Source organism: Pseudomonas sp. NPDC089918, from assembly GCF_050280605.1.
Lineage (GTDB): Bacteria > Pseudomonadota > Gammaproteobacteria > Pseudomonadales > Pseudomonadaceae > Aquipseudomonas.
In genome coordinates, this window is record NZ_JBNNVP010000002.1 from 14,397 (window position 1) to 26,873 (window position 12,477).

The following is a 12,477-nucleotide window of genomic DNA, read 5'->3' on the forward strand; positions in this document are numbered from 1 at the left end:
TCACTGCAAAATCAAATGACCAATACTTGCCAAAACAAAAAAACAAACTAGCGTCTACACTTCAACTGATACGCTTTATTTCTTTAACTTTTATACGAAGCCTCTGGAAAGGGCTTTTCGGGCATTAGACCTTATGCCTGCCAAAGACCCATAAGTCTTTAATTAACAATGGAATGTGACCATGCATTGATCTAAGTCAGATAATTGAACAGCAAACGAAATTAATCTGTTTTCTCTCTTCTCCTGCACTGGAGTCATGCAATGTCTGAATCCCCCGGAAAACTGAAACTCGGCGCCCTGGTTGCATTGGTTGTCGGCTCAATGATTGGCGGCGGGATCTTCTCTTTGCCCCAGAACATGGCCGCCAGTGCAGACGTCGGGGCCGTTCTTATCGGTTGGGCAATTACCGCTGTGGGCATGTTGACCCTGGCCTTCGTCTTCCAGACCCTCGCTAATCGAAAACCTGATCTGGACGGCGGTGTCTACGCCTACGCCAAAGCCGGTTTCGGCGACTACATGGGTTTCTCGTCCGCTTGGGGTTACTGGATCAGTGCCTGGCTGGGTAACGTTGGTTACTTCGTTCTGTTGTTCAGTACCCTCGGCTACTTCTTTCCCGTTTTTGGCGAGGGCAATACCGTTGCGGCTGTGATTGGTGCGTCGCTGCTGCTCTGGGGGGTGCATTTCCTGGTATTGCGCGGAATCAAGGAAGCAGCGTTCATCAACCTGGTGACCACCGTCGCCAAAATCGTGCCGCTGCTGCTGTTTGTCCTGATCGCGATTTTCGCCTTCAAGCTGGAGATCTTCACCGCCGACATCTGGGGTCTGAAAAACCCGGACCTGGGCAGCGTGATGAACCAGGTGCGCAAGATGATGCTGGTCACCGTCTGGGTGTTCATCGGCATCGAAGGCGCGAGCATCTTCTCGGCCCGTGCGGAAAAACGCAGCGACGTGGGTAAAGCCACCGTTATCGGTTTCATCACCGTGCTGCTGTTCCTGGTGCTGGTGAACGTGCTGTCGCTGGGGATCATGACCCAACCGGAATTGGCCAAACTGCAGAACCCGTCCATGGCCGCGGTGCTGGAGCATGTGGTCGGTCATTGGGGCGCGGTGCTGATCAGCGTCGGCCTGATCATCTCGTTGCTCGGTGCGCTGCTGTCGTGGGTGTTGCTGTGTGCGGAGATCATGTTCGCCGCCGCCAAGGACCACACCATGCCGGCCTTCCTGCGTAAGGAAAACGCCAACCATGTGCCGGTCAACGCGCTGTGGCTGACCAACGCCATGGTCCAGTTGTTCCTGATCATCACGCTGTTCTCGGCCAGCACTTACCTGTCGCTGATCTACCTCGCCACCTCAATGATTCTGGTGCCGTACCTGTGGTCGGCGGCGTACGCGCTGCTGTTGGCAGTGCGCGGCGAGAGTTATGAAAACGCCGTGGCCGAGCGCAGGAAAGACCTGTTCATCGGCGCCGTCGCGTTGACCTACGCGGTCTGGCTGATCTATGCCGGCGGCGTCAAATACCTGCTGCTCTCCGCCCTGCTCTATGCACCCGGCGCGATCCTGTTCGCCAAGGCCAAGCTTGAAGTCAACAAACCGGTTTTCACCAACGTCGAGAAGCTGATTTTCGCAGCGGTCGTCGTGGGCGCCCTGGTGGCGGCTTACGGGCTGTATGACGGCTTCCTGACCCTGTAACACCTGACCCATTTGTCATCTGGAGGATCACTGTAATGACCACCGAAAAAGTTAAGTACGGCGTCCATTCCGAAGCCGGCAAACTGCGTAAAGTCATGGTTTGCTCCCCCGGCCTGGCCCATCAGCGGCTGACCCCGAACAACTGTGACGAACTGCTTTTCGATGATGTGCTGTGGGTTGCCCAAGCCAAGCGTGACCATTTCGACTTTGTCACCAAAATGCGCGAGCGCAACGTCGAAGTGCTGGAAATGCACAACCTGCTGACCGACATCGTCGCCATTCCAGAAGCGCTGGACTGGATTCTGGAACGCAAGATCACCGCCAACTCGGTCGGCCTTGGGCTGGTCAACGAAACCGGTTCCTGGCTGCGTAGCCTGGAGCCGCGCAAGATCGCCGAGTTTCTGATTGGCGGTGTCTCGGCCGATGACCTGCCGGATAGCTTTGGTGGCAAGACCATCCAGATGTTCCGCGAGTTTCTCGGTCACTCCAGCTTCATTCTGCCGCCGCTGCCCAACACCCAGTTCACCCGTGACACCACCTGCTGGATCTACGGCGGCGTGACGCTCAACCCGATGTACTGGCCGGCGCGTCGTCAGGAAACGTTGCTGACCACCGCCATCTACAAATTCCACCCGCAGTTCACCAACGCCGACTTCCAGATCTGGTACGGCGACCCGGATCAGGACCATGGCAGCGCCACCCTTGAGGGCGGCGACGTGATGCCGATCGGCAACGGCGTGGTGCTGATCGGCATGGGCGAGCGTTCATCCCGCCAGGCCATCGGCCAATTGGCGGTCAACCTGTTCAAGAACAAAGCCGTCGAGCGGGTGATCGTCGCCGGCCTGCCGAAGTCCCGCGCCGCGATGCACCTGGACACCGTGTTCAGCTTCTGCGACCGCGACCTTGTGACCATTTTCCCGGAAGTGGTGAGCCAGATCGTCGCCTTCAGCGTGCGCCCCGATGAAAGCAAACCGGGCGGCGTCGACATTCGCCGCGAAGACACCAGCTTCCTCGACACCGTGGCCAAGGCCCTCAACCTCAAAGCGCTGCGCGTGGTGGAAACCGGTGGCAACAGCTTCGCCGCCGAACGCGAGCAATGGGACGACGGCAACAACGTGGTGGCCGTGGAACCCGGGGTGGTGATCGGTTACGACCGCAACACCTACACCAACACCCTGCTGCGCAAGGCCGGTGTGGAGGTCATCACCATCAGCGCCGGTGAACTCGGTCGCGGGCGTGGCGGCGGCCACTGCATGACCTGCCCGATCATCCGTGACCCTATCGACTATTAACTCTCAAACCCTGGCCGCCGCTTATCCAGCGCGGCCCGGGGGATAACCGATACCCAAGGAGATCCAATCATGGCTTTCAACATGCGCAACCGCAGCCTGCTGAGTTTGATGCACCACACCACTCGCGAGCTCAATTACCTGCTGGACCTGTCCCGTGACCTCAAGCGCGCCAAATACACCGGCACCGAGCGTCCACACCTGCAAGGCAAGAACATCGCGCTGATCTTCGAAAAAACCTCGACCCGCACCCGTTGCGCCTTCGAAGTCGCGGCCCACGATCAGGGCGCCCACGTCACCTACATCGACCCGGTGTCGTCGCAGATCGGCCACAAGGAAAGCATGAAAGACACCGCCCGCGTGCTGGGGCGGATGTTCGACGCCATCGAGTACCGCGGCTTCGAACAGGAAATTGTCGAAGAACTGGCGAAGTTCGCCGGCGTGCCGGTGTTCAACGGCCTGACCGCTGAATTCCACCCGACGCAAATGATCGCCGACACCCTGACCATGCGTGAACACAGCGACAAGCCGCTGCACGACATCAGCTACGCCTACCTCGGCGATGCCCGCTACAACATGGGCAATTCGCTGTTGATGATCGGCGCCAAACTCGGCATGGACGTGCGCATCGCCGCGCCGAAAGCGCTGTGGCCACATCAGGACTTCATCGATCAGTGCAAAGCCTTCGCCGAGGAAAGCGGCGCGCGCATCACCATCACCGAAGACCCGAAGGAAGCGGTCAAGGACGTGGACTTCATCCACACCGACATCTGGGTATCGATGGGCGAGCCGGTGGAGGCGTGGGACGAGCGCATCGAGCAACTGCTGCCCTACCAGGTCAACGCCGAGATGATGAAGGCCTCGGGCAACCCGCGGGTGAAATTCATGCACTGCCTGCCGGCGTTCCACAACAGTGAAACCAAGGTCGGCAAAGACATTGCCGCGCGCTATCCGCACCTGGCCAACGGCGTCGAAGTGACTGAAGACGTCTTCGAATCGCCGGCCAACATCGCCTTCGAGCAAGCGGAAAACCGCATGCACACCATCAAGGCGATTCTGGTGTCGGCGCTGGCGGATATTTAAAGACTGACGCGGTGATCGTTCCTACGCTCTCCGCTGATCGTTCCCACGGGGACCGTGGGAACGATCAGCGAGGGAACGATCATCGTGTTGTTCGCTCCCTCTCTGAAAGGACTGCATTATGCGTATCGTCGTTGCTCTGGGCGGTAACGCCCTGCTCCGCCGGGGTGAACCCATGACCGCGGACAACCAGCGCACCAACATCCGGATCGCTACCGAACAGATCGCCAAGGTCCATCCCGGCAACCAACTAGTGATCGCCCACGGCAATGGTCCGCAGGTGGGCCTGCTGTCGCTGCAAGCGGCGGCCTACACCCAGGTGTCCGCTTACCCGCTGGACGTGCTGGGTGCCGAAACCGAAGGCATGATCGGCTACATCATCGAACAGGAACTGGGCAACCTGCTGGACTTCGAAGTCCCGTTTGCCACCCTGCTGACCCAGGTCGAAGTCGACGCCAACGACCCGGCGTTCCAGGCCCCCAGCAAACCTATCGGCCCGGTCTATACCAAGGCCGAAGCAGAAAAACTCGCTGCCGAGAAAGGCTGGGCGATTGCGCCGGACGGCGACAAGTTCCGCCGCGTGGTGGCCAGCCCGAGACCGAAACGCATCTTCGAAATCCGCCCGATCAAGTGGCTGCTGGAAAAAGGCAGCATCGTGATCTGCGCGGGCGGTGGTGGCATCCCGACGATGTACGGCGCCAGCGGCAAACTGCAGGGCGTGGAAGCGGTGATCGACAAGGACCTGTGCTCGGCGCTGCTGGCCGAACAGCTTGAAAGCGATCTGTTGGTGATCGCCACCGACGTCAGCGCGGCGTTCATCGACTTCGGCAAACCGACCCAGAAAGCCATCTCTCAGGCTCACCCGGATGAGATGGAAAAACTGGGCTTCGCCGCCGGCTCCATGGGACCAAAGGTCCAGGCGGCCTGCGAGTTCGCCCGCCATACTGGAAAAACCGCGGTGATCGGTTCACTCTCGGACATCGAAGCGATCGTCCAGGGCAAGGCCGGCACGCGTATCAGTACGGCGACACCTGGCATTACTTACTTGTAAGGAGAGACGTCAATGGCAACGTTTGAGCCCGGTCATCTGCACATCGAGCGCCACGCGCTGACCCCGGATGATGTCAACTACAACGTGCACCTCGACTATGAGGTCACGCAGGATCCCAAGAAAGGCAAAGGGATACTGTTCACCATGCACGGCAGCATGCAGGGAAAAGACATGACGGAGACCTTCTTTCTGCCCAAGGAGGAGGCTTACAACTTCGCCAACAACGTGACGAAAATCGCCGAGAAGTACGGAATCCCCAAAACACACAGCCAGATCGGCTCGGTTCACAAGCATTACGATTTAATGTTTGAAGACATCCGGAAGCAGCTGGATATGAAATCCGGCGACCCGGTAAACCTCGAGAACTTCGAATAACCCACTGACCTTGTGGGAGCGGGCTTGCTCGCGAAAGCGGTGTGACAGGCAATACTAATGTCGACTTATACTCCGCTTTCGCGAGCAAGCCCGCTCCCACATTGGTTCGGTGCAGCCCTGAAGTCCTGCACAGGATTTCATCATTGGCCCGCCCCAAGGCATACTTGCCACCCTCCGCATTCCAGAACCCAACCGCCCCATGCGTATCCACGTCAGCTTCATCGACCGCGTCGGCATCACCCAGGAAGTCCTGGCCCTGCTCGGTGGGCGCAATCTCAATCTGGATGCGGTAGAAATGGTCCCGCCCAACGTCTACATCGACGCCCCGACCTTGAGCCCGGCAGTGCTCGAAGAGCTGCGCGACGCGCTGTTCAGCGTGCGCGGCGTGCAAGCGGTGACGGTGGTCGACATTCTTCCCGGCCAGCGCCGTCACTTGCAGCTCGATGCGTTGCTCGCCGCCATGACCGACCCGGTGTTGGCCCTGGACAGCGCTGGCAAGGTGCTGTTGGCCAACCCGGCGCTGATAGCCCTGTACGGCCGCGAACCGGCGGGTGAAAGCATCAGCGAGCTGTTTGCCGACCCGGCGCTGCTCGACACGTTGCTGGAAAACGGCTTCCGCCTGCCGCTGCGCGAGATCACCGTCAACGGTCAGACCCTGCTGCTGGACGCTACGCCGATCACCGACGCCGGCGCGCTGCTGACCCTGTACCAACCGAACCGCATCGGTGAACGCCTCTCGGCGCTGCACCACGACCATGCCGAAGGCTTCGATGCCCTGCTCGGCGAATCCCCGGCGATTCGTACACTCAAGGCTCGCGCCCAACGGGTTGCGGCCCTCGATGCACCGTTGCTGATCCAGGGCGAGACCGGCACCGGTAAAGAACTGGTGGCCCGCGCCTGCCACGCCATCAGCGCCCGCCACGGTTCGCCGTTCCTGGCCTTGAACTGCGCGGCATTGCCAGAAAACCTCGCCGAAAGCGAACTGTTTGGCTATGCCCCCGGCGCCTTCACCGGCGCGCAACGGGGCGGCAAACCGGGGCTGATGGAACTGGCCAACCAGGGCACGGTATTTCTCGACGAGATCGGTGAAATGTCGCCGTATTTGCAGGCGAAACTGCTGCGCTTTCTCAACGACGGCAGCTTCCGACGGGTTGGTGGCGATCGCGAAGTGAAGGTCAATGTGCGGATCCTCAGCGCGACTCACCGCGATCTGGAAAAAATGGTCAGTGAAGGTACCTTCCGCGAAGACCTGTTTTATCGCCTCAACGTGCTGAATGTCGAAGTCCCGCCGTTGCGCGAACGGGGCCAGGACATTCTGCTGCTGGCGCGCTACTTCATGCAGCAGGCCTGCGCGCAGATCCAGCGCCCGGTCTGTCGGCTGGCGCCGGGCACTTATCCGGCGCTGCTAGACAATCGCTGGCCGGGGAACGTGCGGCAATTGCAGAACGTAATCTTCCGCGCCGCGGCGATTTGCGAAAGCAGCCTGGTGGACATCGGCGACCTCGACATCGCTGGCACCTCCGTGGCGCGCCAGAGCGACAGCGAGGTCGACAGCCTCGAACAGGCCATGGAAGAGTTCGAGAAAACCCTGCTGGAAAAACTCTACGTCAGCTACCCCTCGACCCGCCAACTGGCCAGCCGCCTGCAAACCTCCCATACCGCGATCGCCCATCGGTTGCGTAAGTACGGCATACCCAACAAACCGTAAGGCTTGTGGCTGAACACAATCCCCTCAACACCACAAAACCCTGTCGGAGCGGGCTTGCCCGCGATGGCTATCTAACATTCGGCATAGAGGTTAAATGTAATGGCCCAATCGCGGGCAAGCCCGCTCCCACAGGTTCTGCGCTGCTTTTCAAAATCGTCTTCAAAAACGACCTCCATCTGTACTGAAAGCGCTACAGTGGAATGATATCGCTACACCCTCTCCCGATCGCCGCTGTGCAAGGCTTTGATCCACCTCAGCTTTTTTCTTCAGCCTGTGTTGTAGCGATTTCGCTACAGCAAGCCCTTCTCCCTCTTCCGCAAAAACAAATAACTTATTGATTTATAAAGAATAAATAACATTGGCCGCGTTTTTGCTTAGTAACCATCCATAAAGTACGGCATTGCCGAGCATTCAATCGCGTCCACCAGACGAGTCTGGCCCCCCTTAGGAGTTTCCATGAGCGAGTTGCGTTTTACTGAAGATCACGAATGGCTGCGCACCGAAGCTGACGGCACCGTCACAGTCGGCATCACCGCTTTCGCGCAGAACGCCCTGGGCGACGTGGTTTTCGTACAACTGCCTGAGCTGCAGTCCTACGACAAAGGCGCTGAAGCCGCCACCGTGGAATCGGTAAAAGCCGCCAGCGGCGTGTACATGCCACTCGACGGCGAAGTACTGGAAGTGAACCCGGCGCTCGACAGCAGCCCGGAACTGGTCAACGAAGATCCGCTGGGCGAAGGCTGGTTCTTCCGCTTCAAGCCAACCGACGCCTCAGCTGTCGGCCAATTGCTGGATCAAGACGCTTACGACCGTCTGATCAAAGCCAACGCTGAAGCCTGAGGAGCGCTGACATGACTCAAATTAATCTCGGCACTGCCAACGAATTCATCGCGCGCCACATCGGCCCGCGTGCCGGCGATGAGCAAGCCATGCTCAACAGCCTCGGCTTTGATTCCCTGGAAGCCCTGAGCGCCAGCGTCATTCCCGATAGCATCAAAGGCACCAGCGTCCTCGGCCTGGAAGACGGCCTGAGTGAAGCGGATGCCCTGGCGCTGATCAAATCCATCGCCGGCAAAAACCAACTGTTCAAGACCTACATCGGTCAGGGCTACTACGGCACTCACACGCCGTCGCCAATCCTGCGCAACCTGCTGGAAAACCCGGCCTGGTACACCGCTTACACCCCGTACCAACCAGAAATTTCCCAAGGTCGTCTCGAAGCGCTGCTGAACTTCCAGACCCTGATCAGCGACCTGACCGGCCTGCCGATCGCCAACGCCTCCCTGCTCGACGAAGCCACCGCCGCTGCCGAAGCCATGACCTTCTGCAAACGCCTGAGCAAGAACAAAGGCAGCCACGCGTTCTTCGCCTCGGTTCATTGTCACCCGCAGACCCTCGACGTGCTGCGCACCCGTGCCGAGCCGTTGGGCATCGACGTGGTGGTCGGCGACGAGCGCGAACTGAGCGACGTCAGCGCATTCTTCGGCGCTTTGCTGCAATACCCGGCCAGCAACGGTGATGTGTTCGACTACCGCGAACTGACCGAGCGTTTCCACGCCGCCAACGCGCTGGTCGCCGTCGCGGCTGACCTGCTGGCCCTGACCGTACTGACCCCGCCAGGCGAATTCGGCGCCGACGTGGCCATCGGCAGCGCGCAACGCTTTGGCGTGCCGTTGGGTTTCGGTGGTCCGCACGCGGCCTACTTCTCCACCCGCGATGCGTTCAAGCGCGACATGCCAGGCCGTCTGGTCGGCGTTTCCGTGGACCGTTTCGGCAAGCCGGCCCTGCGCCTGGCCATGCAGACCCGCGAGCAACATATCCGCCGCGAGAAAGCCACCAGCAACATCTGCACCGCTCAAGTACTGCTGGCCAACATCGCCAGCATGTACGCCGTGTACCACGGCCCGAAAGGCCTGACGCAGATCGCCCAGCGCATTCATCACCTGACCGCGATCCTCGCCAAAGGCTTGAGCGCATTGGGTCTGACCGTCGAGCAAGCCAACTTCTTCGATACGCTGACAATTAAAACCGGCGTTAACACCGCCAAGCTGCACGACCAGGCGCGTGCTCAGCAGATCAACCTGCGCGTCGTAGATGCTGAACGTCTGGGCCTGTCGCTGGACGAAACCACGTCGCAAGCTGACGTTGAAACCCTGTGGAGCGTGCTGGCCAACGGCAAGGCGCTGCCAGATTTCGCCGCCCTCGCCGCCTCGGTGGTCAGCACCCTCCCGGCCGCGCTGGTTCGCCAGTCGCCGATCCTCAGCCATCCGGTGTTCAACCGTTACCACTCGGAAACCGAGCTGATGCGCTACCTGCGCAAGCTCGCCGACAAGGACCTGGCCCTGGATCGCACCATGATCCCGCTGGGTTCCTGCACCATGAAACTCAACGCCGCCAGCGAAATGATCCCGGTGACCTGGGCTGAATTCGGTGCCCTGCACCCGTTCGCCCCGGCCGAGCAAAGCGCCGGCTACCAGCAGTTGACCGATGAACTGGAAGCGATGCTCTGCGCCGCCACCGGTTACGACTCGATCTCCCTGCAACCGAACGCCGGTTCCCAGGGTGAATACGCAGGTCTCTTGGCGATTCGTGCGTACCACCAGAGCCGTGGCGAAGACCGTCGCGACATCTGCCTGATCCCGTCGTCCGCCCACGGCACCAACCCGGCCACCGCCAACATGGCCGGCATGCGCGTGGTCGTGACCGCCTGCGATGCCCGTGGCAACGTCGACATCGAAGACCTGCGCGCCAAGGCCATCGAGCACCGCGAACATCTCGCCGCACTGATGATCACCTACCCGTCGACCCATGGCGTGTTCGAAGAAGGCATCCGCGAAATCTGCGGCATCATTCACGACAACGGCGGCCAGGTGTACATCGACGGCGCCAACATGAACGCCATGGTCGGCCTCTGCGCACCGGGCAAGTTCGGCGGCGACGTGTCCCACCTGAACCTGCACAAAACCTTCTGCATCCCACACGGCGGTGGCGGCCCGGGCGTCGGCCCGATTGGCGTCAAGTCGCACCTGACGCCGTTCCTGCCGGGCCACGCCCAGATGGAACGCAAGGAAGGCGCGGTCTGCGCGGCACCGTTCGGCAGCGCGAGCATTCTGCCGATCACTTGGATGTACATTCGAATGATGGGTGGTGCGGGTCTCAAGCGTGCTTCGCAACTGGCAATCCTGAATGCCAACTACATTTCCCGTCGCCTCGAAGAGCATTACCCAGTGTTGTACACCGGCAGCAATGGTCTGGTGGCGCACGAATGCATCCTCGACCTGCGTCCGTTGAAAGACAGCAGCGGCATCAGTGTCGATGACGTCGCCAAGCGCCTGATCGACTTCGGCTTCCACGCCCCGACCATGTCGTTCCCGGTGGCCGGCACGTTGATGATCGAGCCGACCGAAAGCGAATCCAAGGAAGAACTGGACCGCTTCTGCGACGCCATGATCCGCATCCGCGAAGAAATCCGCGCGGTGGAAAACGGCACGCTGGACAAGGACGACAACCCACTGAAAAACGCGCCACACACCGCCGCAGAAATCGTCGGCGAGTGGACTCACCCGTACAGCCGCGAGCAAGCGGTGTACCCGGTTGCGTCGCTGATCGAAGGCAAGTACTGGCCACCGGTCGGTCGCGTCGACAACGTCTTCGGCGATCGCAACCTGGTCTGCGCCTGCCCGTCGATCGAAAGCTACGCTTAAACCAATGGGGGGCGGGTTCACTCGCCCCCGATTTCAAGAACACCACAAAAACCTGTGGGAGCTGGCCTGCCAGCGATAGCGGTGCATCAGTCGACATTTCCGTTGCCTGACACCCTGCAATCGCTGGCAAGCCAGCTCCCACAGGATCGTGCCTGGCCTGACATTTCGCCAATTCCCATAACAAGAAAACCGGAGAACAACCATGTCGTTAAGCGTGTTCGACCTGTTCAAGATTGGCATCGGCCCCTCCAGTTCCCACACCGTCGGCCCGATGCGTGCCGCTGCGCGTTTCGCCGAAGGTCTGCGCCGTGAAGGGCTGCTGGCCGCAACCACCTGCGTCAAAGTCGAGCTCTACGGCTCGCTCGGCGCCACCGGCAAAGGCCACGGCAGCGACAAGGCTGTGTTGCTGGGCCTGGAAGGCGAACACCCGGATACCGTAGACACCGAAACCGTCGCCGCTCGCCTGCAAGAGATTCGCGGCAATGGTCGCTTGAACCTGCTCGGCGAACACAGCATTGCGTTCAACGAGAAAGAACACCTGGCGATGATCCGCAAACCGTTGGCCTATCACCCCAACGGCATGATCTTTCGCGCATTCGATGCCGCTGGCCTGCAAATCCGCAGCCGCGAGTACTACTCGGTTGGTGGCGGGTTCGTGGTCGATGAAGACGCTGCCGGTGCCGACCGCATTGTCGAAGACGCCACGCCGCTGACCTTCCCGTTCAAAAGCGCCAAGGACCTGCTCGGTCATTGCACCACCTACGGTTTGTCCATCAGCCAAGTGATGCTGACCAATGAAAGTGCCTGGCGTCCGGAAGCGGAAACCCGTGCCGGTTTGCTGAAGATATGGCAAGTGATGCAAGACTGCGTCGCCGCGGGTTGTCGCAACGAAGGCATTTTGCCCGGTGGGCTGAAGGTCAAACGCCGGGCTGCAGCGCTGCATCGGCAACTGTGCAACAACCCGGAATCGTCACTGCGCGATCCGCTGTCGGTGCTGGACTGGGTCAATCTATACGCCTTGGCGGTCAACGAAGAAAACGCCAACGGCGGACGCGTGGTCACCGCGCCCACCAATGGTGCAGCCGGAATCATCCCGGCGGTGTTGCATTACTACATGCGTTTCATCCCTGGCGCCAACGAAGACGGCGTGGTGCGCTTTCTGCTGACGGCCGCCGCGATCGGCATTCTGTACAAGGAAAACGCCTCTATCTCCGGCGCCGAAGTCGGCTGTCAGGGCGAGGTTGGCGTCGCCTGTTCCATGGCCGCCGGCGCCTTGTGTGAAGTGCTGGGCGGCACGGTGCAGCAGGTGGAAAACGCCGCCGAAATCGGCATGGAACACAACCTCGGCCTGACCTGCGACCCGATTGGCGGATTGGTGCAAGTACCTTGCATCGAGCGCAATGCCATGGGCTCGGTCAAGGCCATCAATGCGGTGCGCATGGCCTTGCGCGGCGACGGTCAGCACTTCGTCTCCCTCGACAAAGTCATCCGCACCATGCGCCAGACCGGCGCCGATATGAAAAGCAAATACAAGGAAACCGCCCGTGGCGGTTTGGCGGTCAACATTATCGAGTGCTGATG

General features: G+C 60.3%; 9 protein-coding genes. All 9 read left to right on the forward strand.

The annotated features are described in order from the left end of the window. Positions 1–261: 261 nt before the first annotated feature. The 9 genes from arcD to ACQKPC_RS01655 all read left to right on the forward strand — a co-directional run bounded on the left by arcD (position 262) and on the right by ACQKPC_RS01655 (position 12,475). The gene (gene arcD, locus ACQKPC_RS01615; RefSeq protein ID WP_427622889.1) at positions 262–1,689 is read left to right on the forward strand and encodes an arginine-ornithine antiporter; all 1,428 of its coding nucleotides are present in this window, start codon (positions 262–264) and stop codon (positions 1,687–1,689) included. A 35-nt stretch (positions 1,690–1,724) separates the two neighbouring features. Continuing rightward, complete coding sequence (gene arcA / locus ACQKPC_RS01620) at positions 1,725–2,981, forward strand: arginine deiminase (protein ID WP_427622890.1); 1,257 nt, start codon at positions 1,725–1,727, stop codon at positions 2,979–2,981. Positions 2,982–3,050: 69 nt separating this feature from the next. Then, positions 3,051–4,061: an ornithine carbamoyltransferase gene (locus ACQKPC_RS01625; protein ID WP_007903335.1), complete on the forward strand. Its 1,011-nt coding sequence runs from the start codon at positions 3,051–3,053 to the stop codon at positions 4,059–4,061. Positions 4,062–4,179: 118 nt separating this feature from the next. Next, the gene (gene arcC / locus ACQKPC_RS01630) at positions 4,180–5,109 is read left to right on the forward strand and encodes a carbamate kinase (RefSeq protein WP_427622891.1); all 930 of its coding nucleotides are present in this window, start codon (positions 4,180–4,182) and stop codon (positions 5,107–5,109) included. 12 nt (positions 5,110–5,121) lie between these two features. Further along, a complete protein-coding gene (locus ACQKPC_RS01635) occupies positions 5,122–5,484 on the forward strand; it encodes a DUF5064 family protein (protein WP_427622892.1) in 363 nt (120 codons plus the stop codon). A gap of 199 nt (positions 5,485–5,683) precedes the next feature. Next, complete coding sequence (locus ACQKPC_RS01640) at positions 5,684–7,192, forward strand: sigma-54-dependent transcriptional regulator (RefSeq protein ID WP_123495484.1); 1,509 nt, start codon at positions 5,684–5,686, stop codon at positions 7,190–7,192. Between the two features lie 456 nt (positions 7,193–7,648). Then, positions 7,649–8,032, forward strand: a complete 384-nt coding sequence (gcvH, locus tag ACQKPC_RS01645; RefSeq protein WP_007903329.1) for a glycine cleavage system protein GcvH — start codon at positions 7,649–7,651, stop codon at positions 8,030–8,032. Between the two features lie 11 nt (positions 8,033–8,043). Further along, positions 8,044–10,896, forward strand: coding sequence for an aminomethyl-transferring glycine dehydrogenase (gcvP, locus tag ACQKPC_RS01650; protein WP_427622893.1), 2,853 nt, complete (start codon positions 8,044–8,046; stop codon positions 10,894–10,896). A gap of 202 nt (positions 10,897–11,098) precedes the next feature. Continuing rightward, on the forward strand, positions 11,099–12,475 hold the full coding sequence (locus ACQKPC_RS01655; RefSeq protein WP_008072921.1) for an L-serine ammonia-lyase: 1,377 nt from the start codon (positions 11,099–11,101) through the stop codon (positions 12,473–12,475). Positions 12,476–12,477 lie beyond the last annotated feature (2 nt).

Bases quoted from the DNA above. Each gene is read 5' to 3' on its own strand.
- ACQKPC_RS01635 (WP_427622892.1), top strand. From the start codon at position 5,122: ATGGCAACGTTTGAGCCCGGTCATCTGCACATCGAGCGCCACGCGCTG.
- gcvP (WP_427622893.1), top strand. From the start codon at position 8,044: ATGACTCAAATTAATCTCGGCACTGCCAACGAATTCATCGCGCGCCAC.
- ACQKPC_RS01655 (WP_008072921.1), top strand. From the start codon at position 11,099: ATGTCGTTAAGCGTGTTCGACCTGTTCAAGATTGGCATCGGCCCCTCC.
- arcD (WP_427622889.1), top strand. From the start codon at position 262: ATGTCTGAATCCCCCGGAAAACTGAAACTCGGCGCCCTGGTTGCATTG.
- ACQKPC_RS01625 (WP_007903335.1), top strand. From the start codon at position 3,051: ATGGCTTTCAACATGCGCAACCGCAGCCTGCTGAGTTTGATGCACCAC.
- arcA (WP_427622890.1), top strand. From the start codon at position 1,725: ATGACCACCGAAAAAGTTAAGTACGGCGTCCATTCCGAAGCCGGCAAA.
- gcvH (WP_007903329.1), top strand. From the start codon at position 7,649: ATGAGCGAGTTGCGTTTTACTGAAGATCACGAATGGCTGCGCACCGAA.
- arcC (WP_427622891.1), top strand. From the start codon at position 4,180: ATGCGTATCGTCGTTGCTCTGGGCGGTAACGCCCTGCTCCGCCGGGGT.
- ACQKPC_RS01640 (WP_123495484.1), top strand. From the start codon at position 5,684: ATGCGTATCCACGTCAGCTTCATCGACCGCGTCGGCATCACCCAGGAA.